This is a genomic window from Saccharopolyspora hirsuta (assembly GCF_008630535.1).
Taxonomy (GTDB): domain Bacteria; phylum Actinomycetota; class Actinomycetes; order Mycobacteriales; family Pseudonocardiaceae; genus Saccharopolyspora; species Saccharopolyspora hirsuta.
In genome coordinates, this window is sequence record NZ_VWPH01000003.1 from 528,305 (window position 1) to 549,387 (window position 21,083).

Below are 21,083 nucleotides of genomic sequence, written 5' to 3' on the forward strand. Positions count from 1 at the left end.
CCAGTGCCGCTGGTCCATGCTTTCGCTGCGCCCGACACGGGCGCCGCGCCGCTGACCAGCGGCGCACCAACGCGAAGGACCTGCAGGGCAGCCCGGAAACCCGCCGCCCCGGTCCTGGCCCACCCGGCCGGGGTGACGACGCGGGCTGTCGGCGAAGCCGCAACAGGGAGGAGGTCCCGGCGACCGGGCGACAGCACCTGCCCCAGCTGGCTGCCGCCCGGCCTCCCGTCAGCGAGGTGGGTGCCACCCGTCCGACCAGGCGGCAACGGAGCCGCCGCCACCCACCTCGCTGAACCCCGAACTTCGCGTTCTCCCGTCCCCCGATCCGCAGAAGGCCCGCGAAACCACCGACATGTCCAGCCATTCCGAGTACCACGCAGCCGGATGGCGGGTCGAGCACGACCCGCGCACCCACCGCACCACGCTCCTCGTCGGCGACCGCGTCAGCGCGCTGCGCGCGCCCGTCGACTTCGCCGCCCACGTGCACCACGTGCTGGCCGTGCACCTGCAGGCCGGTCCGGTGCTCGCCGACGGTCCGGACTGGGTGCTGTTCACCCAGCCCGACCCGCACGCCGAGATCCCGGCCGACCTGCCCGAGCTCACCGCCGTCCCGGTCGGCACCCGTCTCGCGCTGCCACCGGTCCACGACCCGCGCTGGATCAGCCCGCCGCGCCTCGGCCTGTCGGCGCCCGCGCACCAGGTGGTCTGCTCCGCGTCCCGGCGCGCCCGTCTGATCGCGCCCCGCGCAGCCGCCTGAGCGTCACGGCTGCTCGGCGACCCACACTGCGATCTGCGCGCGCGACGTGACACCGAGCTTGGCCATGATGTGCTCGATGTGGCTGGCCGAGGTCCGCTTCGAGATCACCAGCTGCTCGGCGATCTGCCGGTTCGACAGGCCCTGCGCCACCAGCCGCGCCACCTCGCGCTCCCGCGGCGTCAGCCGCACCGGCGCGTCCGCCGTCGGTGCCGGGTTGCGCTCGCCCAGCGCGAACTGGATCAGCTCGTCCACCGTGCACTCCGAGCCCCGCCGCCGCGCGGCGCGCAGCTCACCGGTGGGCAGCATGTTCCGGACCCGCGCCTCGGTCTCCGCGTGCCAGGCCAGGTAGGGGCGGATGCCGAACAGGTGGCTGCCCATCGGCTGCCACGACCGGCTCACCGCGGCGCTCAGCTGCGCGGACCGCGCCGCCCGGCCCTGCGCCGCGGCCACCCACGACTCGATCTCGATCGCCAGCAGCGCGCCCAGCACGTCGCCGAACTGGTGCTTGATCCGCAGGCATTCGTGCAGGTGGGACACGGCAGCGTCGAGATCGCCCAGCCGCCAGCGGGCCAGCCCGAGCACCAGCTCGCACCACGACCGGGCCCACTTCTCGCCGTGCTCCTCGCAGATCTCCCGGCAGCGCTGGCACAGCTCGAGCGCGTGCTGCAGCTCGCCCTCGAAGACCTGCAGCACCGCCAGGGCGGCCATGCTGACCATCGCCAGCCCGTCGTGGTGCAGGACCTCCTCCTGCTCCAGCGCCTCGGTGAACCGCGCCCGCGCGGTGTCGTGGTGGTTGCGGACCAGGTCGATGATCCCGGCGGTGTGCGGGACCAGGGCCAGCACCGCGTCGGCCCGCACCTGGCTGGCCATCCCCTGCGCCTCGGCCAGCAGGTCCAGCGCCGCGTCGGAATCCCCCTGCCAGCCGCTGACCAGCGCGTCCACCAGCAGCGCGCGGGCCCGCTGCGGGCCCGGTCCGGGGGAGACCTGCAGGGCCTCGCCCAGCCAGGCGGTGCCCTCCCGCAGGGAGGCACCGGCGATCCAGAAGAACCGCAGCGCCGCTGCCATGCGCAGGGCCTCGTCGGCTTCGCCGGGCTCGGTGCAGCAGAACTTCAGCGCGGCGCGCAGGTTCTCCCGGTCCTGCCGCAGCCGGGCCAGCCACTCCACCTGGTCCGGCCCGAGCCACTCCGCGTCGACCTGCTCGGCCAGCAGCAGGAAGTGGTCGCGGTGGCGGCGGCGCAGCACCAGCTCCTTGGTGCCGCCGCCGAGCCGCTCCCGGCCGTACTCCTGGATCGTCCGCAGCAGCCGGTAGCGGGTGCGCGAGTCCTGCCGGTCCTCCTTGACCAGCACGGACTTCTCGACAAGTCCGGCCACCCCGACGAACACGTCCTCCACGGTCACGCCGTCGCCGACGCACACCGCCTCGGCCGCCTCCAGCTCGAAACCGTCGGCGAACACCGACAGCCGCGCCCACACCGACTGCTCCACCGGGGAGCACAGGTCGTAGCTCCACTCGATCGCCGCCCGCAGCGACTGGTGGTGCGGCGCCGCGCTGCGATCGCCCGAGGTCAGCAGCCGGTAGCGGTCGGTGAGCCGGGAGAGGATCTCGGGCACCGACAACGACCGCATCCACACCGCGGCCAGCTCGATCGCCAGCGGCAACCCGTCCAGCTGCTGGCACAGCCGGACCACGTCGGCCTCGTTGTCCGGCCCGACGGTGAAGTTCGGCAGCACCGCCGAGGCGCGGTCGGCGAACAGCTCCAGCGCCTCGTGCCCGACGGCCCGCTGCACCACCCGGCCCTCCTGGTCCAGCCGCGGCATCAGCAGCGGCGGCACCGACCACACCTGCTCCCCGGCGATGGCCAGCGGCGCCCGCGAGGTGACCAGCACGCGGAGCTCGGGGGCGGACGCCAGCAGCTCGCCGACCAGCGGACCGCACTCCTCCAGCAGGTGCTCGCAGCCGTCCAGCAGGATCAGCATCCGCTTGTCCGCCAGCTGCTCGGCCAGCACGTCCTCGGCGGAGGCGGTCTGGTCGCCGCGCAGGCCGAGGCCGCTGACCAGCACTTGGGCGAGGTCGCCGCGCGGGGGGACCTCGGCCAGCTCCACCAGCCAGATCCCGTCCGGGAAGGCGCGGCGCAGATCGCGCGCGACGCGGGTGGCCAGGCGGGACTTGCCGACCCCGGCCACGCCGGTGAGGGTCACCAGCCGGGAGGTCGACAGCAGTCGTTTGACCTGCGTGATCGCTCCGCGCCGACCGACGAAGCTCGTCAGGTCGTCGGGAAGCCTGCCCGCCCGCCGGGTTGTCATCGCGACCACCCGCAACTCACCGGAAGTTCGTGTGTCGAGTGTAGGCCTGGTTCAGCCGAACGGGGCGGCCGGGAGCGGCCGCAGCCGACGCCGCTGAACAGCAGGAACACCGAGGCGGAGAAGCCCACCAAGGGCGGCGCGACCGCGAGGAGCCAGCTGGAGTCCGGATCACCCGGGGGTCCGGGCGAGGTCAGCGGTCGGAGGCGAGGGGGAGGTCGGCCTGGTGGGCGGCGGTGAAGTCCTCGTCGATGAACACCACTTCGCGCCCTTCGCGGGCCAGCAGCGATGCCGCCGCGGCGGCCCGGTAGCCCGCGCTGCAGTGCACCCACACCACGCCGTCGGGCAGTTCGCGGGAACGGTCGCGGAGCTCGAACAGCGGGATGTGCGCGGCGCCGAGCAGGTGGCAGGTGCGCCACTCGCGGCGCATCCGCACGTCCAGCACCACCGTGCCCGGCCCCGCCTCGGCGAGGTCGTCGAAGGTCGCCGACGGCAGGCCGCGCACCAGGTTCGGGTCCGGGGCCAGCTCGTCCGGGGCACCGACCGCCGCGGTCGTGCGGTCGAGGCCGATGCGCACCAGCTCCCGCTGGGCGGCGGCGACCTGCTCGGACGTCGTGCCCACCAGGGTCACCGGGTCGGCCCAGTCGATCAACCAGCCCAGCCAGTGCGCCAGCGGTCCGTCCAGGCCCAGGCAGATCGCGCCCGCCAGGTGCGCCCGGGAGAACTCGCGGCGGGGGCGCAGGTCGACCACCCAGTCCCCGGTGCGCAGCTGCCGCGCCAGCTCGGCGGGCCGCAGCCGGGCCGGTTCGCGCAGGTCGACCGGGTCCGGTCCGGCCCGGTTCCGCAGCCCCAGCTGGGCGTAGTAGTCCGGGAACGGGTCCAGCCCGGTGAGGGCGTGCTCGACGAAGGCGTCCTCGTCGAGGTGGAACGCGGTGTTGACCTTCAGCTGCTGGCCGATCGTCGCGCTGCTCCCGGAACCGTGCGCGGGCCAGACCTGCGCCTCCTCCGGCAGGAGCTCGGCGAGCTTGCGCACCGAGGCGTGCTGCAGCCGGGCGAGGTCCTCGCTGTGCTGCTGGCCGAGCAGATCGGTGCGCCCGGTGGAGCCGAACAGCAGCGACCCACCGGTGAACACCCCGACCGCGCCGTCGGCGTTCTCCAGCACGTAGGACAGGTGGTGGAAGGTGTGCCCGGGCGTGGCCACCACCCGCAGCCGCACCTGCGGCGACACCTCCAGCACGTCGCCCTCCGCCAGCGGCCGCGCGAAGGCCACCTGCTCGTCCGCCGCGACCCCGTACTCCGCGCCGGTCAACCGGCACAGCTCCAGGCCGCCGGAGAGGTGGTCGTGGTGCAGGTGGGTGTCCAGCACGTGCGTGATGCGCACCCCGCGCCGACCCGCGGCGGCGAGGTACCGGTCGACGTCGCGCTGCGGGTCGATCACCGCCGCCCGCCCGCCGTCGCAGACCAGGTAGCTGCGATCGCCCAGCGATGCGGTGGCGACGGTCTCGACCTCGACCATCAGGCGGGCTTCTCGTCCCGGCCGTGGACCTGCGCAGGTGGGTGCGTGGCCTCCACGGCGGTGAACTCCTCCAGGATCTTGTAGTGGTGCTCGGCGCCCTTCGGGATGATCCACGAGTCCCCGGGCTGCAGCAGCACGATCTGGCCCTCGCTGTGCAGCTCCGCGCGGCCGCTGATCACGTAGCCGACGGTCTCGTAGTCCCGGGCGGCCGGTTCCTTCTCCAGGCCGGGCGGTTCCCCGCGCCACAGCCGCATCGCCAGGCCGACGCCCTCGGCGAGGTAGTACTGGCCCTGGGAGCCGCGCGGCGAGTGCGCACCGTCCACCTTGATGATCGTGGTGTCGCTCATCGGATCCACCTCCCCGCGTGTGCCCCGATTCTCCCGCCGCCCGCGCGCCGGGGCAGCGCGATCAGGCCAGGACCGCGGCGACCAGCACCACGCCGAGCACCCCGGAACCGATGCCCGCCAGCACCGTCCCGAGCACGTTGAGCACCGCGTACAGCCGCGCGCCGTCGGCCAGCAGCCGCACGCTCTCGTAGCCGAAGGTGCTGAAGGTGGTCAGCGCCCCGCAGAACCCGACGCCCAGAAGCGCTTGCAGCTCCGGTGCCCGGACGCCGAACAGCGCCACACCGGTGAGGACCCCGATGATCAGCGAACCGACCGCGTTGACCGTCAAGGTGCCCCACGGGAACCCGGTGTCGTGGCGGGCCTGGACCCAGCGGTCGGTGAGGAAGCGCAGGCAGGCGCCCAGCGCGCCACCGATCGCGACGAGCACGAAGGTCACCGCTGCTCCCGTCCCGCGTAGCGGATCACCTCGACCTCGTCGAGCAGCACCAGCCCCTCGGCGACCAGCTCGTCGAGCTCGGGCAGGAAGTCCCGCACCCGCTGCTCGTCGTCGACGATCACCACCGCGACCGGCATGTCCTCGCTCAGCGACAGCAGCCGCGCGGTGTGGATCGCCGAGGACGCCCCGAAGCCCTCCACGCCGCGGAACACCGAAGCCCCCGCCAGCCCGGCCTGCCTGGCCCGCCGCACGATCTCGTGGTAGAGCGGTTTGTGCTGGTAGGTGTCGGTTTCGCCGACGATCGCGGTGAGCCGGACGGCTTGGCCCCGCAGTCGCATCACCGGTTCCCCCTCCCGAACGCGCGGGCCACCGACCGGGCGGCGAGCAGTCCGGCGGCCACCGCCAGCAAGCAGGCCAGCACGGTCCCGGCCAGGTAGACCAGGGCGAGCGCGGGCCGACCGTCGAGCACCAGGTGCACCGCGTCGGCCACGTAGGTGGAGAACGTGGTGAACCCGCCCAGCACCCCGACGCCGAGGAACGGCCGGACCAGCCGGTGCGCGGTGACCAGGTCGGTGATCACGAACATCAGCACGCCGATGGCCACGCAGCCGAGCACGTTGACCAGCAGCGTCGACAGCGGGCCGGGCCAGGTGAGGTACGCGCCGTAGCGCAGCAGCGAGCCGATGGTGCCACCTGCGGCGACCACCGCGAGGACGTCCCGCGGTGGTCGCGTCCGGGGCTTGCGAGCCGGGCGCAGCTCCGCGGGGAAAGCGGACCCCATGACCCCTCCCGCACGTGCTCGACCTGTCCCCGAACAGTACCCGGACCGACCTGTCCCGCTCGTGAGCGGCGATGGCCGCAAGGACGACCATCGCCGCTCACGACAGCAGGAACTGTGGTCGTGAGCGCTGACGGTCGTAAGGACGGCCATCGCCGCTCACGAGCCGCTACGCCTCCGCCCGGTCGGCGTTGGCGTGGATCGCCGTGCGGATGTAGGCCGCAAGGCCCGGTTCGAGCTGCTCGTAGGTCGCGGTGAAGCGCTCGTCGGCCACGTACATGTCGCCGAGACCGCGGTGGATCTCGTACGTGCAGTCGTAGCACCACCGCGTGATGTGCTGCCGGTGCTGCTCCGCCAGGTCCATCGCCCGCTCGCTGTCCGGGGCCGCGCCGGACCGCTTGGCCTCCGCCAGCTGCTGCCCGACCTCCTGCTGCTCGGCCATGAAGCGCTGCCAGTCCTGCTTGGTGAAGCGGCTCATCCGCTCCTGGGACTGGCGGTACGCCTCGCTGCCGCCCCAGCGCTGCTCGGCCTCCTCCGCGCAGTCGTCCGGGTCGAAGTCGCCGAACAGCTCGAACTTCTCCTCCTGCGTCAGGTCGACGCCCATCGTGCTCGCCTCCAGTTCGCGGTCCACTGCCGCGACCATCCGCTGCAGCCGTTCGATGCGCTCCAGCAGCAGCTCCCGCTGCCGCTCCAGGTGCGCGCGAGCGGTGCCTTCGTCCAGGACGGTCGCGATCTCGTCGAGGCCGAGGTCCATCGCCCGGTACCCGAGGATCCGGCGCAGCCGGTCCAGGTCCGCGTCGGAGTAGCTGCGGTAGCCCGCGGCCGTCCGGGCGCTCGGGGTGAGCAGTCCGATCTCGTCGTAGTGGTGCAGGGTTCGCACGGTCACGCCGGAGATCCGAGCTGCTTCGCCGACCGAGTAGGGCACGGTCCTCACCTCCTCGGGGACGAGCCTGCGGCCTCACGCGACGTGAGGGTCAAGCCGGAATTGTGCCGCGTCCGCCCGGGTGAAGCCGAGATCACCGGGAACCGGCGCTTGGCAGCACCGGTCCCGCGATCTAGAGTGAAGTTAAGTAAGGCTTGCCTAAGTCAGGAGTGCCGATGGTGGCCATCCCGGTCCGCAGCGACTTCGCTCAGCGGCTGCGCTTGGAGACCCGGATCGAGCACGAGCGGGCGCACGCCCAGCCCTTCGTCCGGGCTCTGCTGGCCGGTGAGCTCGGGGGCGAGGACTTCGCGATGCTGCTCGCCCAGCACTACTTCGCCTACGAGGTGCTGGAGGAGGCCGCCGAGCGCATGCGAAGCGACCTGGTCGCCGGTCCCTTCGTCAGCGACCGCCTGCGGCGGCTGCCCGCGCTGGAGGCCGACCTGCAGCACTACTTCGGCCGCGGTTGGCGGCGCAAGATCGCGCCCAGCGCCGCCACCGAGCAGTACCGGGCCCGGATGCGCGAGATCTGCTTCGACTGGCCGGGCGGCTTCGTCGCGCACCACTACACCCGCTACCTCGCCGACCTCTCCGGCGGGCAGGCGATCCGGGGGATCATGCGCCGCCGCCTGGGCCGGTCGGACGACGCCGGTCTTGCGTTCCTGACCTTCGAACGGATCCCGGACGGCCCGCGGTTCAAGGACGCCTATCGCACCCTTCTGGACACTGCGGGCTGGGGCGCGGCGGAGGAGGATCGGATCGTGGCCGAGGTCAAGCGCGCCTACGCGCACAACACGCGGGTCCTCGCCGAGCTCAGCTACCTGCTGATCCCGCGACAGCGGTGAACGGCCAGCTCAACTGGCCCGCCCGGGTGGTGTAGCGAAGACCCGCTTGGCAGAAGTTACCGCCAGGTAATACCCTCTTGTTACCGACGAGTAAGGGCTCGAGCCGGGCCCACCCGCAGCAGCGTGCAAGAGGGAGCCTTTCCATGGGCCACTACAAGAGCAACGTACGAGACCTCGAGTTCAACCTGTTCGAGCTGTTCAAGGTGCAGGAACGGCTGGGCAAGGGCGCTTTCGAGCAGTCCGACGAGGACACCGTGCGCGGCGTGCTCACCGAACTCAACGAGCTCGCCACCGGGCCCCTGGCCGACTCCTTCGTGGAAGGCGACCGCAACCCGGCCCAGTTCGACCCGGCCACCCACTCGGTGACCCTGCCCGAGGGCTTCAAGAAGTCCTACCAGGCGGTCATCGACGGCGAGTGGTGGCGGCTGAGCCTGCCGGACGAGCTCGGCGGCTACGGCACCCCGCCGAGCGTGATCTGGTCGGCCGCCGAGCTCATCCTCGGCGCCAACCCGGCGATCTACATGTACATGGCGGGCCCGAACTTCGCGACGATCCTGTGGCGCAACGGCACCGAGGAGCAGCGCCGCTGGGCCGAGCTGATGATCGAGCGCGGCTGGGGCGCCACCATGGTGCTCACCGAGCCCGACGCGGGCTCCGACGTCGGCGCCGGCCGCACCAAGGCGGTCAAGCAGGAGGACGGCTCCTGGCACATCGAGGGCGTCAAGCGGTTCATCACCTCCGCCGACCAGGACATGACCGAGAACATCATGCACCTGGTGCTGGCCCGCCCCGAGGGCCCCGGCATCGAGGCCAAGCCCGGCACCAAGGGCCTGAGCCTGTTCCTGGTGCCCAAGTTCCACTTCGACGGCACCACCGGTGAGCCCGGCGAGCGCAACGGCGCCTTCGTCACCAACGTCGAGCACAAGATGGGCCTGAACGCCTCGGCCACCTGCGAGCTGACCTTCGGCCAGCACGGCGTCCCGGCCAAGGGCTGGCTGCTCGGCGAGGTGCACGACGGCATCGCGCAGATGTTCCAGGTCATCGAGTACGCCCGGATGATGGTCGGCACCAAGGCCATCGGCACCCTGTCCACCGGCTACCTCAACGCGCTGGAATACGCCAAGGAGCGCGTGCAGGGCGCGGACCTGACCCGGGCCGCGGACAAGACCGCCCCGCGCGTCACCATCACCAACCACCCCGACGTGCGGCGCATCCTGATGCTGCAGAAGGCCTACGCGGAAGGTCTGCGGTCGGTGTACCTCTACACCGCCTCCTTCCAGGACCAGGTCTTCCAGGGCCAGCACGAGGGCACCGACTTCAGCACCGCCGAGCAGGTCAACGACCTGCTGCTGCCGATCGTCAAGGGCGTCGGCTCGGAGCGGGCCTACGAGATGCTGTCCCTGTCGCTGCAGACCCTGGGCGGCTCCGGCTTCCTGCAGGACTACCCGATCGAGCAGTACATCCGCGACTCCAAGATCGACAGCCTGTACGAGGGCACCACCGCGATCCAGGCGCAGGACTTCTTCTTCCGCAAGATCGTCCGCAACAACGGCGCCGCGATCGGCCACGTCGCCGCCGAGATCCAGGCGACCCTGGAGGCCGAGAACGCCGACGAGCGGCTCAAGGAGGAGCGCGCGCTGGTCGGCCGGGCGCTGCAGGACGCCCAGGGCATGCTCGGCACGATGATCGAGTTCTTGACCTCCTCGCAGGAGGACGTCAAGAACATCTACAAGGTCGGCCAGCACGCCGTGTCGTTCCTGATGAGCATGGGCGACCTGCTCATCGGCTGGCTGCTGCTGCGCCAGGCCGAGATCGCGCTGGCCGCGCTGGACGCGGGCGCCTCCGCCAAGGACGAGCCCTTCTACCAGGGCAAGGTCGCGGTGGCCCGGTTCTTCGCCAAGAACGTGCTGCCGGAGCTGACCGGTCGCCGCAAGATCATCGAGGCGGCCGACAACTCGCTGATGGAGCTCGACGAGTCCGCCTTCTGATCCACCGGTGAACCCCCGCTGACCTCGGGCGCAGCTCCTCCCCGGAGCTGCGCCCGAAGTCGTTCCCGGCTCCGTCTGCGCTGGTCGGTTTCTGGGGCTAAAACACTCACGTGCCCCCCACCTGCACGAGGTGAGCCGACGACGGCGCTCAGCCCAGCTCGTAGTCGAAGGTGAAGGGCACCGCGGGCACCCCGTGCTCGGCGGTGTACTCGCCGGTGCCGCGCAGCCCGGCCAGCTCGTCGGTGCCCGAACCCGGCACCACCTCGAAGGTGCTGCGGATCTTGCCGTCCGCGCCGAAGTGGCCGCGCTCCTGGACGGCGAACGACCCCTTCCGCCCGTCGAGGGCGCCGCGCACCAGCTGCATCCCGGTGAACGCGCCGGTCAGGTCGCCGCTGTAGACGAGGGTGTACTCGCAGGCGACGTCGGTCGCCTCGATGCCGCCGGTGAAGGTGTTGGTGATCGAGGCGTGCGCGAGCTTCGGGTGCTCGTCCGCGCCGATGATGCGCTCGTCCCAGCGGGCGACGGTGAAGTGGCCGGTGGTCTGCATGGAAATCCTCCCGATCAGTGCTGCCACCAGCATCGACGCCGTACCTGACACCTCCTGTCAGGTAGCCGCGGCAGGATTCCCGGCATGCGCGCCGACCGCCTGCTCACCCTCCTCCTGCTGCTGCAGAACCGCGGCCGGATGACCGCGACCGAGCTCGCCGCCGAGCTGGAGGTGTCGGTCCGCACCGTCTACCGCGACGTCGAAGCCCTCGGCGCGGCGGGCGTGCCGGTCTGCGCCGACCGCGGCCCCGACGGCGGCTACCGCCTGCTCGACGGCTACCGCACCCGCCTCACCGGGCTCACCGACGCCGAAGCCGGTTCCCTGTTCCTGTCCGGCGCGCCCGGCCCGGCGCACGACCTCGGCCTCGGCGCCGTGCTGGCCACCGCGCAGCTGAAGGTGCAGGCCGCGCTGCCCGCGGAGCTGGCCGAGCGGGCCCGCCGCATCCAGGACCGCTTCCACCTCGACGCCCCGGGCTGGTTCCGGGACGCCGACGAAGTGCCGCACCTGGCCGAGATCGCCCGCGCGGTCTGGGAACAGCGCGTCCTGCACGCGCACTACCGCCGCTGGAACGGCGAAGTGCACCGCGAACTCCACCCGCTGGGCATCGTGCTCAAGGGCGGCATCTGGTACCTGGTGGCCCGCACCGGCGAGGCCGTCCGCACCTACCGCATCTCGCGCTTCCTCGACGTGCGGACCGGGCCCGGGACCTTCACCCGCCCAACGGGTTTCGACCTCGCCGCGAGCTGGGCGGAATCGTCCCGGCGGATGGAGGCCTCGATGGTGCGCGGAACGGCCCGGCTGCGGATCTCACCGACCGCGCAACGCCTCCTGCCCGCGCAGTTCGGCGCGAAGGGCACCCGCGCCCTGGCCGAAGCCGGTCCCCCGGACGAGCAGGGCTGGGTGGAGGTCGACCTGCCGGTCGAGAAGACCGCCGTCGCCGTCCACGACGTCCTCCGCCTCGGCGCGGAAGCCGAAGTCCTCGACCCGCCCGAACTCCGCGCGGCCGTCGCGGAAACCGTCACCGCCCTCGCGACCCGCTACGCCTCCTGAGCCCGCGACGGAACCTCGGGAGCCGCGCGACCAGGCAGAACGCGCCGCGCGCCCGGTGAATCCACAGTGGACCGCGCGGACAGGAACGCGATGAACAGGCCGACCAGCAGCGCCGCCCGGCCCCACACCCCGATCATCAGCGCCTGCGCGGTGAAACCGTCGTGGATGCCGCTCGCCTCACCGGTCATGTTCAGGTACAGCCAGCGGAAGATGCTGATCCCCATCGCCACGTCCGCCACCAGGTACGCCGCGATCCACCCCCAGCGCACGTTCACCAGCACGAAGAACGGCAGCAGCCACAACGTGTACTGCGGCGAGTGCACCTTGTGCAGCAGCAGGAACCCGCACAGCATCGCCGCCGACACCGGCACCCACGGGTAGGTCCCGCACCGCTCGAACCGCAGCCACCCCACCGCGCACGCGATCGCGAACGACAGCAGAACCAGCAGCGGAGAAACCACGCCCATCGCCGACTGGAAGTCCGCCGAATCCGTCCAGTGCCGGAAACCCCAGTACCAGATCGAGTTCGTGCTGATGTCCACCTGCCGCCGCGACTGGAACTCGAACGACGCCGCCCACCCGCCGAACCCGGCGATCATGAACGGCACGTTCACCACCACCGCGGTGGCCACCGAAGCCCCCACCACCTGCAGCGCCCCGCGCACGTCCCAGCGCTCGCGCCCGCTGGTCAGCACGTGCAACGCCAGCGGCAGCACGAACAGCGCCGGGTAGATCTTCAGCGCGAACCCGAGACCGAGGATCACCGCGGCCACCGTCGCGCGCCGCCGCAACGACACCGACGTCCACCGGTGGACCACGAACACCGCCGCGACCGCGCACGCCACGACCGGCAGATCCCAGTTGTGGAACGCGTAAAGCACCAGCGGCGGCGACAACGCCCACAACAGCGCGCGCCACCCGCTCAACCGGCCCAGCCACCACGCGGTCGCGAGCCCGAACGGGGCCATCAACAGCGCCGACGCCGCGAGGAAACCCGCATCGGTGTCGACGAAGAACGCCCCCGCCCACATCAGCACCCCGGACAGCACCGGGTACTCGACCACCCCGCCGTACAGCGAACCGTCCGGCTCGATCCCGCCGTGCACGTACGGGAACACGTGCCGGTCGATGTCCCGGCCGATCCACAGGTTCTGGATGTCGGAGTAGCAGACGTCGCCGTACGCCCGCTCCTGGTACGCGGGCTCCGAACGCCCCCACTCGTCGAACTCCGGACCGGTGCAGCGCGCCTTGTTCGCGTACCCCAGCGCCAACGACAGCGCGGTCAGCACGCACAGCGCCACCAGACCGGAGATGGTCAGCCCGCGAGCCGTCCTGCTGATGCCGATCCCTCCGCCCGTCCGCTACCTCGAGAAGATCACTGCACCTTGCCGCGCAGGAAGGCGATGTCGTCGGCCTGGCCCGCGTCCGGGGTCTCCACCACCACCGGGGCGCCCGCGCTCGCGCAGACCGCCACCAGCAGGTCCGGGTCGATGGTGCCCGCGCCGATGTTGGCGTGCCGGTCCCGCGACGAACCGAACTCGTCCCGCGAGTCGTTCAGGTGCACCAGGTCGATCCGGCCGGTGATCGCCTTGACCCGGTCCACGACGTCCAGCAGCTCCTCGCCCGCCGCGTGCGCGTGGCAGGTGTCCAGGCAGAACCCCGCGCCGAACTCGCCGACCGCGTCCCACAACCGGGCCAGCGCGTCGAACTTCCGCGCCATCGCGTTCGCCCCGCCCGCGGTGTTCTCGATCAGCACCGGCACCTCGAACCCGCCGTCCGCGGCCTGCCGCTCGAACAGCTTGCGCCAGTTCGCCACGCCCTCGCCCGGCTCGTCGTCCTTGGTCACGTGCCCGCCGTGCACGATCAACCCCTGCGCGCCGACCTCGGCCGCCGCCTTCGCCTGCTGGCCCACCGCCTTGCGCGACGGGATCCGGATCCGGTTGTTCAACGACGCCACGTTGATCACGTACGGTGCGTGGATGAACACCGCCAGGTCGCTGCTGCGCAGCTGCTCGGCCTGCGGGTGCGGCTTCGGGGCCTTCCAGCCCTGCGGGTCGGAGAGGAAGAACTGCACGACCTCCGCACCGCGCTCGGCGGCGGCGGTCAACGGGTCGTCATCGCGGACGTGGGCGCCGATACGCATGCCCGAAGTCTAGGCGTCCCGCCGACACGGCCCGCATCCCACGAGGTGGAAACGGAACCGGCCCGTCACCAATGGCGGTGTTCAACCGTTGTACAGATCTGAGAGGTTCACGTCTGAGACAGTGATCACCGAATCGCGCATCCTGGGGAGGCGAGCCATGGGTGGACGGGGGCCCAACCCGCTGATCAAGCCGAAGGTCCGCAGCCGGGGCCTGTCGGCCGGACTCGTCGGCCTCGCCCTCACCGCGAGCACCTTCCTCGGCGCCGGGACCGCGCACGCCGTCGAACCGCTGATCGTCGACAAGCCCCTGGCCATCGTCGACGCGGTGCCCGGCCAGCAGGTCGCGGTCAAGCCCAGCACCCTGGACTTCAAGGTCCGCGAAGCGGTGCTGCTGGCCATGCCGCTGGCCTTCGGCCAGGCCAAGGACGCCAGCGAGCGCTTCGCGGCGCTGAGCCCGATCACGCTCGGCACCGCTCCCGAGGGCCGCACCTTCTACTCGGGCAAGGACATCGCCGAGGCGGCCGGACCGCGGCTCGCCGAGATCGGCCTGCCGGAGGACAAGGTCGACGCGGTGCGCTGGCACTTCACCAACCTCGTCGCCCTCGGCAACGCGGTGACCGTGCACGCCCAAGCGCCCGAGCAGGAAGAACCGCCGCCCCCGCCGCCGCCGTCCTCGGAGCAGCCACCTCCGCCGCCACCCCCGTCGTCGGAGCAGCCGCCGCCTCCGCCCGCGCCGAGCCCGGAGCTGCTCCCGCCGGACCCGAGGTCCTTCGTCCCGCAGCCCGGCGGAGCGCCGTCGGCGATGAGCGTCCTGCCGCCCGAACTGCGGGGCTCGGCGCTGACCTGGGCGCAGGGCCACTACGGCCAAGCACCCGGCATGACGCCCAACATCGGGGACCTGGTCAAGCAGAACGCCGAGCAGCAGAAGGCCCGCGAGCAGCAGGACGAGGTCCTCGCCGCAGGCCGGGCCGAAGCGCTGCCCACCGAGGTGACCGAGCGCGTCGCGGTCCCGGTGCTGCTCGCCTCCATCGCCCTCGCGGTGGCCACCGCGGCCCTGGTCCGCAGCTGGGTCCTCCGCCGCCAGTGACCACAGTTTCACTGAGGTTTTTCCAGCCTCGTTCTGCGTGGCGGTGCCGGTGGCGGAACCTCAGCGCCCGCCTGGCTGTGGGTGCCCTGACTTATGTATGCCAATACACGGCGTCAGGGCCGTCCTCGCCGGAAGGAACCCCGGAGGGGTGGGCACCGTGAACCTGCGGCGGTGCGATGCGAGGGTGGGTTATGCGCCTGGCGGCGCATGCGACACCTGCCGGTCGGTGCCGTTCGCCCTTCGCGGCTGCGGTCCACGGGCAGGATGAAAAAGGCTCAATGGAAACTGCAATCCGCCCCCACGCCGGACCACAGTTTCAATTGAAACTGCGACCCCTCTGTGCGCGGTGAGCAAGCCGCACTTCTGGCGCGTCGCCCCGTCCGCTCGGGCGTCGGCGGGCCTTGCTAGCCTTGTCCAGTTCGTCGACGCGAACGACCCTCCTGCCATGGAGAGCCCATGGCCGTGAGCCCACAGGAGGTGAATGGTCTTCATGCGTCATTACGAGCTCATGGTCATCCTGGACCCGAGCCTGGACGAGCGCACCGTCGCTCCGTCCATGGAGAACTTCCTCAACGTCGTCCGCAACGACGGTGGCACCGTCGAGAAGGTCGACGTCTGGGGCCGCCGTCGGCTGTCCTACGAGATCGACAAGAACTCCGAGGGCATCTACGTCGTCCTGGACCTCAACAGCGAGCCGGCCACCATCAAGGAGCTGGACCGGCAGCTGAACCTCAACGAGTCGATCCTGCGGACCAAGGTCCTGCGCAAGGTCGTCGAGCCCCGCAAGGCCGCGCGCGCCGCCAAGGCCCGCGCTGCTCAGGCCAACGCCTGATCCGGCCCGAACCGCTAACGACCAGACTGGAGTCCCCAGGTCATGGCTGGTGAAACGGTAATCACGGTGGTCGGCAACCTGACCGCCGACCCGGAGCTGCGCTTCACCCCGTCCGGTGCCGCGGTCGCGAACTTCACGGTCGCCTCCACGCCCCGGACCTTCGACCGCCAGACCGGCGAGTGGAAGGACGGCGAAGCCCTCTTCCTGCGCTGCAACATCTGGCGGCAGGCAGCGGAGAACGTGGCCGAGTCGCTGACCCGCGGCATGCGGGTGGTCGTGCAGGGCAGGCTGCGCCAGCGCTCCTTCGAGACGAAGGAGGGCGAGAAGCGCACCGTCGTCGAGCTCGAGGTCGACGAGATCGGTCCGTCCCTGCGCTACGCGACCGCCAAGGTCAACAAGGTCAGCCGGGGCGGCAGCGGTTTCAGCGGCGGTGGCGGCCCGGCCGGTCCGCCGGCCGACGACCCGTGGGGTTCCGCACCACCTGCCGGTTCCGGCGGTGGGTTCAGCGACGAGCCGCCGTTCTAAGCGCGGCGACAACGCTCTCGAAGTTTTCGTTCAGGAGGAAGACCGATGGCCAAGGCGCCCGTGCGCAAGCCGAAGAAGAAGGTCTGCGTTTTCTGCAAGGACAAGGCGGCGCAGATCGACTACAAGGACACGACCCTGCTGCGGAAGTACATCTCCGACCGCGGCAAGATCCGTGCCCGTCGCGTGACCGGCAACTGCAGCCAGCACCAGCGCGACGTCGCGATCGCGGTGAAGAACGCCCGCGAGATGGCGCTGCTGCCCTACACCTCGACCGCTCGCTGATCAGGAAAGGAGCCACGTCGTGAAGATCATCCTCACCGCTGACGTCTCCAACCTCGGCGAGTCCGGCGACATCGTCGAGGTCAAGGACGGCTACGCGCGCAACTACCTGCTGCCCAAGGGCCTGGCCATCGTGGCCACCAAGGGCGCGCAGAAGCAGATCGAGACGATCCGCCGCGTCCAGGAGAACCGCCGGGTGCGGAACCTGGAGCACGCCCACGAGCTCAAGCAGCAGCTGCAGAACCTGGGCGGGGTCACGCTGACCGCCAAGGTCTCGCCGCAGGGCAAGCTGTTCGGCTCGATCACCACCGGCGACGTCGTCGCCGCGGTCCGCAAGGCGGGCGGCCCGAACCTGGACAAGCGTTCGGTCAGCCTGCGCGGCCACATCAAGTCGCTGGGCAAGCACGTCGTCGACGTGCAGCTGCACCCGGACGTGGCGGCCAACGTCAGCGTCCAGGTCACCAAGGAGCAGTGACCCGGTAGCACCGGTTCGACCCTCGGCACCGCCCACTCCGACCTCCGGGTGACGGGTGGGCGGTGCCGAGGTCGGCGCGCGCACCGGCGGTCACGGTGACGACGGAGTTCCACCGGTCCCGACACGCCGAGCAGCGCGACACGCCCACACTTTTCCACGGATTTCTTCCACAGCCTACGCACAGCCTCTGACCTGGGGATTCTTGTCACTTCTGACGAGTTGTCCCCAAGTTGTCCCCAGCTGCGCGGAAGGCTGCGGCGAGTTATCCCCAGGTCGATTCGATCTATCCACAGGTTGTCCCGAGCTTTGTCCACAGCTTGATTTGCCTGCTCCGAGCGGGCGATCTAGCTTCGCGCGCGTGCCCGCGCGCCCACCGCGCGCGATGGTCTTCCGGAGGAGGTGACCGGGTCAGGTGGCGGTGCCCGAGGAACCCGAAGACCCCTACTTCGACGACGACGACGGCGGCAGCAGCAGCGGCCCCGCCGGCGGCACCTTCGAGCGGCAACCCCCGCAGGACCTGGCGGCCGAGCAGTCCGTGCTCGGCGGCATGATGCTGAGCAAGGACGCGATCGCCGACGTGGTCGAGGCGCTCAGCCCGAACGACTTCTACCGCCCGGCGCACCAGGCGATCTACGACTGCATCCTGGACCTCTACGGCCGCGGCGAACCGGCGGACGCGATCACGGTGTCCGCGGAGCTGGAGCGCCGCCAGGAGCTGCTCAAGGTCGGCGGCGCCCCCTACCTGCACACGCTGATCGCCACGGTCCCGACCGCGGCGAACGCGGGCTACTACGCGGAGATCGTCGCGGAGAAGGCGGTCCTGCGCCGCCTGGTGGAGGCGGGCACCCGCATCGTCCAGCTCGGCTACCACGGCTCCGAGGGCGCCCCGATCGAAGAGGTCGTGGACCGCGCCCAGGCGGCGATCTACGACGTCACGGAACGCCGGGCGAGCGAGGACTACCACGCCCTCGAAGAACTCCTCCAGCCGACGATGGACGAGATCGACGCGATCGCGTCCCGAGGTGGCGAATCCCAAGGGGTCCCCACCGGCTTCGCGGACCTCGACGCCCTCACCAACGGCCTCCACGCAGGCCAGATGATCATCGTCGCGGCCCGTCCCGGTGTGGGCAAATCCACCCTGGGACTGGATTTTGCCAGGTCAGCGTCGGTGAAGCACGGGATGGCGAGCGTCATCTTCTCGCTGGAGATGGGGCGCACCGAGATCGTCATGCGCATGCTCTCCGCCGAGGCGCGGATCCGGCTGGGCGACATGCGCGGTGGTCGGATGACCGACGACGACTGGACCAGGTTGGCCCGGCGGATGAGCGAGATCAGCGAGGCACCGATCTACATCGACGACTCGCCGAACCTGACCATGATGGAGATCCGCGCCAAGGCCCGGCGGCTCAAGCAGCGCCACGACATCCAGCTCATCGTGGTGGACTACATGCAGCTGATGACCTCGGGCAAGCGCGTCGAGTCCCGTCAGCAGGAGGTCTCGGAGTTCTCCCGGAACCTCAAGCTGCTGGCCAAGGAGCTCGAGGTCCCGCTGGTCGCGATCTCCCAGCTCAACCGAGGCCCGGAACAAAGAACGGACAAAAAGCCGCAACTGTCCGATCTTCGCGAATCGGGCAGCCTGGAGCAGGACGCGGACATGGTGATCCTGATCCACCGGCCGGACGCGTTCGAGCGCGACGACCCGCGCATGGGCGAGGCCGACCTGATCCTGGCCAAGCACCGCGCCGGTCCGACGGCCACGGTCACCGTGGCCCACCAGCTCCACTACAGCCGCTTCGTCGACATGGCCCAGGAGTAGCGCACTCGTCGGGTAGCTGCTCGAAGCTGACTTCGCTTTCTCATTCAGGACGAGGAGCTGCGCGGCATGTCGCGCTTGCGCCGGGCCGAACTCGACCAGCGCACAGCTCACCGCGGCTTAGAACGCGCTGACGGGGAACTCCGTGCCGCTGCCGTGGGACGTCATGCATTCGGCGCGGACAGCGGCGAGTGCCCGGTCGCTGAGCCGTTTGAGCTCATCGAGGCCGCCATGGCCGTCACCGCTGGAGCCAGATGGCGGTGGCGGTCACAAGCGGCCCGAGGGCGCGGGCCGTTGACCCGACCGCGCCGCCGGAGAAGTGCTACGAAACCTATCTGACCGTCAGTCCGCCGTCGACTTGCAGCACTGTGCCGGTCACCCAGCGGGCGTCGTCTGAGGCGAGGTAGACGGCGGCTTCGGCCACGTCCTCGGGTTCGCCGATCCGCTGGGCCGGATACGCGTCGTGGACGTAGTGCTCGTAATCCGCGCGCTGTTCCGAGGTCATCTGCGCGAGGTAGGTGCGTTCGAACGTCGGCGTGCGGATCGAGCCGGGTGCGATGGCGTTGACCCGGACATGCGGACCGAGTTCGTTGGCCAGTGCCTTGGTGAGCGAGTTGAGCGCGCCGCGGGTGGCCGAATAGACCGAGGAGGGGCGCCCGGCGACCATTTTGTCCGCCCAGTAGCTGGAGATGTTCACGATCGCGCTCAGCCGCTCGCGCAGCAACTGGGTCAGCAGCACCGGTACGCGCAGGTTGAGGTGCACCATCGCGTCGAACTGGGGCTTGGTGAGCTCGGACAGCGGCGGCATGTGCGAGACGCCGACGTTGTTCACGAGCACGTCGACGTCCAGGGATCCGACAGCGGCGACGAGTGCGTCCTCGTCGTTGAGGTCAACGGCAACGGTGCGCGTGTTCGGCAACGTCACGGCGTCGAGCTTCCGGCTGTCGCGCGCGAGGAGCACGAGGTTCGCCCCTTCCCGCGCGAACGCCGTGGCGATGGCAAGGCCAATTCCCTCGCTGCCGCCGGTGATCAACGCGGTCTTGCCGGTCAGGCGATCCATCGGGTCTCCAACTCAGCCAGCTGGCGGGTCCGGGCGGCGCGGATTCCGGCAGCGGCATCGCTGCCGACGACGAGCCGCAACGGCGGTTCCGGCAGGTCGACCAGCGCGATGATCGCGGCCGCCACTTCCTCCGGCTCGGTCGGCCGCCGAGCGTCGCGCCCGATGTGGTCGAGCCGGGCGGCGAGATCGTCGTAGTTGGCGATCGTCCCGGGACGCTCGCGTTCGGCCCAGCTCCGGCGAAAGCCCGTGTTGATGGCGCCCGGTTCGACGATGCTGACGCGGATGCCGAACGGAGCCAACTCCTCGGCGAGCGATACCGACAACCCTTCGAGCGCGTGTTTGCTCGCCGTGTACGCGCTCATCCCAGGGGCGCCGATCTGACCGGCCAGCGAGCTGATCTGCACGATATGACCCGAGCGAGCGGCCCGCAGGTACGGCAACGTCGCACGCAGGACGTCGGCGGCCGCGAAGAAGTTGACCTCGAACTGTTCGCGCAGCGCCGAGGCGGACAGCTCCTCGAAGGCGCCGGCCGCCGCATACCCGGCGTTGTTCACCACGACGTCGATCCGGCCGAGAGCAGCGACGGCCTCGGCCACAGCCCGCCGAACCTGCTCGGGGTCGTTGATGTCCACGGATTTGCGGCTGATCGCGAATACCTCGTCCCCGCCCGCGGATGCCGCACGCGCCAGCGCCGAGCCCAGTCCGCCGGACGCGCCGGTGAGCAGCCACATTCGTCTGGTCATTCCCCAACGCTAGACGGAGAGGGCTTCTCCGTCTAGCGTTGGGTGCATGGGAAGACTGCGGGCGGACGCCCGGCGAAGTGAGGCGGCGCTGGTCGCGGCGGCGCGAAAGGCCGTCGCGGAAGTCGGGCTCGAGGTGTCGACCAACGAGATCGTCAAGCGGGCCGGTGTCGGACCGGGCACGTTCTACCGGCGCTTCCCGTCTCGACAGGCGTTGCTCGAGACGATCCTGCTGGAGGTTGTCGAAGAACTGGAGGACAAGGCGCGAGCCGCGCTCGAGGATCCCGATCCGGGCCAGGGTTTCGCCCGGCTGTTGCGGGCGTTCACGCTGTCCCAGGTGGAGAACAAGGGTCTGTCGGACGCGCTGGCCGCGCAGGGCGGAAGTCCCGAGGCCGACAAGGCGCGCGAACGTTTGCGCGATCTCATCCGCCGGGTGACCGAACGGGCACAGCGGGCTGGCGCCGTGCGCCCGGACCTGTCGTGGGCCGACGTACCGTTCCTCGCCGCCGCTGCGGCGGGGATGACGCAGAACTGTCTGGACCTCCACGCCGGTGCCGTGCAACGAGACCGGGTGCTCGCCGTGCTGCTTGCCGGAACTGCAAATTCCGGCCCTGAACTACCCGGGGAACCCGCCGCCCTCTGATC

The 21,083-nt window shown here is 70.7% G+C and carries 23 protein-coding genes; 11 read left to right on the top strand and 12 right to left on the bottom strand.

Annotation, left to right across the window (positions count from 1 at the left end; translation table 11 throughout):
• Window positions 1–352 precede the first annotated feature (352 nt).
• Window positions 353–757 (top strand): hypothetical protein, encoded by a 405-nt coding sequence (locus tag F1721_RS08560; protein ID WP_150065995.1) that lies wholly within the window; start codon window positions 353–355, stop codon window positions 755–757.
• 3 nt (window positions 758–760) lie between these two features.
• Here the strand turns inward: F1721_RS08560 and F1721_RS08565 are convergent, their stop codons facing one another.
• The 7 genes from F1721_RS08565 to F1721_RS08595 all read right to left on the bottom strand — a co-directional run bounded on the left by F1721_RS08565 (window position 761) and on the right by F1721_RS08595 (window position 7,060).
• A complete protein-coding gene (locus F1721_RS08565) occupies window positions 761–3,061 on the bottom strand; it encodes a LuxR C-terminal-related transcriptional regulator (RefSeq protein ID WP_150065996.1) in 2,301 nt (766 codons plus the stop codon).
• A 190-nt stretch (window positions 3,062–3,251) separates the two neighbouring features.
• The gene (locus F1721_RS08570) at window positions 3,252–4,574 is read right to left on the bottom strand and encodes an MBL fold metallo-hydrolase (protein WP_150065997.1); all 1,323 of its coding nucleotides are present in this window, start codon (window positions 4,572–4,574) and stop codon (window positions 3,252–3,254) included.
• Window positions 4,574–4,921: a cupin domain-containing protein gene (locus F1721_RS08575; RefSeq protein WP_150065998.1), complete on the bottom strand. Its 348-nt coding sequence runs from the start codon at window positions 4,919–4,921 to the stop codon at window positions 4,574–4,576. The genes F1721_RS08570 and F1721_RS08575 overlap by 1 nt, the downstream gene beginning before the upstream one ends.
• 61 nt (window positions 4,922–4,982) lie before the next feature.
• Complete coding sequence (gene crcB, locus F1721_RS08580; protein WP_150065999.1) at window positions 4,983–5,357, bottom strand: fluoride efflux transporter CrcB; 375 nt, start codon at window positions 5,355–5,357, stop codon at window positions 4,983–4,985.
• Window positions 5,354–5,695: a DUF190 domain-containing protein gene (locus F1721_RS08585; protein WP_211840387.1), complete on the bottom strand. Its 342-nt coding sequence runs from the start codon at window positions 5,693–5,695 to the stop codon at window positions 5,354–5,356. The genes crcB and F1721_RS08585 overlap by 4 nt, the downstream gene beginning before the upstream one ends.
• On the bottom strand, window positions 5,695–6,138 hold the full coding sequence (locus F1721_RS08590; RefSeq protein WP_150066001.1) for a fluoride efflux transporter FluC: 444 nt from the start codon (window positions 6,136–6,138) through the stop codon (window positions 5,695–5,697). The genes F1721_RS08585 and F1721_RS08590 overlap by 1 nt, the downstream gene beginning before the upstream one ends.
• A 166-nt stretch (window positions 6,139–6,304) precedes the next feature.
• Complete coding sequence (locus tag F1721_RS08595) at window positions 6,305–7,060, bottom strand: MerR family transcriptional regulator (protein WP_150066002.1); 756 nt, start codon at window positions 7,058–7,060, stop codon at window positions 6,305–6,307.
• A gap of 173 nt (window positions 7,061–7,233) precedes the next feature.
• Between F1721_RS08595 and F1721_RS08600 the strand changes: the two genes are divergently transcribed.
• Window positions 7,234–7,899, top strand: coding sequence for a biliverdin-producing heme oxygenase (locus tag F1721_RS08600; RefSeq protein ID WP_150066003.1), 666 nt, complete (start codon window positions 7,234–7,236; stop codon window positions 7,897–7,899).
• A 143-nt stretch (window positions 7,900–8,042) separates the two neighbouring features.
• The gene (locus tag F1721_RS08605) at window positions 8,043–9,887 is read left to right on the top strand and encodes an acyl-CoA dehydrogenase (protein WP_150066004.1); all 1,845 of its coding nucleotides are present in this window, start codon (window positions 8,043–8,045) and stop codon (window positions 9,885–9,887) included.
• A 148-nt stretch (window positions 9,888–10,035) separates the two neighbouring features.
• Here the strand turns inward: F1721_RS08605 and F1721_RS08610 are convergent, their stop codons facing one another.
• A complete protein-coding gene (locus F1721_RS08610; protein WP_150066005.1) occupies window positions 10,036–10,434 on the bottom strand; it encodes a DUF3224 domain-containing protein in 399 nt (132 codons plus the stop codon).
• 84 nt (window positions 10,435–10,518) lie between these two features.
• On the opposite strand from F1721_RS08610, the gene F1721_RS08615 reads away from it, so the two are divergent.
• On the top strand, window positions 10,519–11,484 hold the full coding sequence (locus F1721_RS08615) for a helix-turn-helix transcriptional regulator (RefSeq protein WP_211840375.1): 966 nt from the start codon (window positions 10,519–10,521) through the stop codon (window positions 11,482–11,484).
• Here F1721_RS08615 and F1721_RS08620 read toward each other — a convergent pair.
• Both F1721_RS08620 and F1721_RS08625 read right to left on the bottom strand, forming a co-directional pair.
• Window positions 11,472–12,785 (bottom strand): glycosyltransferase family 87 protein, encoded by a 1,314-nt coding sequence (locus F1721_RS08620; protein ID WP_246154524.1) that lies wholly within the window; start codon window positions 12,783–12,785, stop codon window positions 11,472–11,474. The two genes, F1721_RS08615 and F1721_RS08620, sit on opposite strands and share 13 nt — an antisense overlap.
• 74 nt (window positions 12,786–12,859) lie before the next feature.
• Window positions 12,860–13,627 carry a deoxyribonuclease IV gene (locus tag F1721_RS08625; RefSeq protein ID WP_150066008.1) on the bottom strand — a complete coding sequence of 256 codons (768 nt, stop codon included), beginning with the start codon at window positions 13,625–13,627 and terminating at the stop codon, window positions 12,860–12,862.
• A gap of 157 nt (window positions 13,628–13,784) precedes the next feature.
• On the opposite strand from F1721_RS08625, the gene F1721_RS08630 reads away from it, so the two are divergent.
• From F1721_RS08630 to dnaB, 6 genes are all read left to right on the top strand, one after another.
• A complete protein-coding gene (locus F1721_RS08630) occupies window positions 13,785–14,714 on the top strand; it encodes a hypothetical protein (RefSeq protein WP_150066009.1) in 930 nt (309 codons plus the stop codon).
• A 481-nt stretch (window positions 14,715–15,195) separates the two neighbouring features.
• Window positions 15,196–15,546, top strand: coding sequence for a 30S ribosomal protein S6 (gene rpsF / locus F1721_RS08635; protein ID WP_150066010.1), 351 nt, complete (start codon window positions 15,196–15,198; stop codon window positions 15,544–15,546).
• Window positions 15,547–15,588: 42 nt separating this feature from the next.
• Window positions 15,589–16,071: a single-stranded DNA-binding protein gene (locus F1721_RS08640; protein ID WP_150066011.1), complete on the top strand. Its 483-nt coding sequence runs from the start codon at window positions 15,589–15,591 to the stop codon at window positions 16,069–16,071.
• Window positions 16,072–16,116: 45 nt separating this feature from the next.
• Window positions 16,117–16,353, top strand: coding sequence for a 30S ribosomal protein S18 (gene rpsR, locus F1721_RS08645; protein ID WP_093151213.1), 237 nt, complete (start codon window positions 16,117–16,119; stop codon window positions 16,351–16,353).
• Between the two features lie 19 nt (window positions 16,354–16,372).
• On the top strand, window positions 16,373–16,825 hold the full coding sequence (gene rplI / locus F1721_RS08650) for a 50S ribosomal protein L9 (protein WP_150066012.1): 453 nt from the start codon (window positions 16,373–16,375) through the stop codon (window positions 16,823–16,825).
• A gap of 418 nt (window positions 16,826–17,243) precedes the next feature.
• Window positions 17,244–18,641, top strand: a complete 1,398-nt coding sequence (dnaB, locus tag F1721_RS08655; RefSeq protein ID WP_150066099.1) for a replicative DNA helicase — start codon at window positions 17,244–17,246, stop codon at window positions 18,639–18,641.
• Window positions 18,642–18,969: 328 nt separating this feature from the next.
• On the opposite strand, the gene F1721_RS08660 is transcribed toward dnaB, so the two are convergent.
• Window positions 18,970–19,698, bottom strand: coding sequence for an SDR family NAD(P)-dependent oxidoreductase (locus tag F1721_RS08660; protein WP_150066013.1), 729 nt, complete (start codon window positions 19,696–19,698; stop codon window positions 18,970–18,972).
• Window positions 19,686–20,441: an SDR family NAD(P)-dependent oxidoreductase gene (locus tag F1721_RS08665; RefSeq protein WP_150066014.1), complete on the bottom strand. Its 756-nt coding sequence runs from the start codon at window positions 20,439–20,441 to the stop codon at window positions 19,686–19,688. Before F1721_RS08665 ends, F1721_RS08660 begins: the two co-directional genes overlap by 13 nt.
• 46 nt (window positions 20,442–20,487) lie before the next feature.
• Here F1721_RS08665 and F1721_RS08670 point away from each other — a divergent pair, with 46 nt between their 5' ends.
• The gene (locus tag F1721_RS08670) at window positions 20,488–21,081 is read left to right on the top strand and encodes a TetR/AcrR family transcriptional regulator (RefSeq protein ID WP_150066015.1); all 594 of its coding nucleotides are present in this window, start codon (window positions 20,488–20,490) and stop codon (window positions 21,079–21,081) included.
• The last annotated feature ends 2 nt before the right edge of the window (window positions 21,082–21,083 follow it).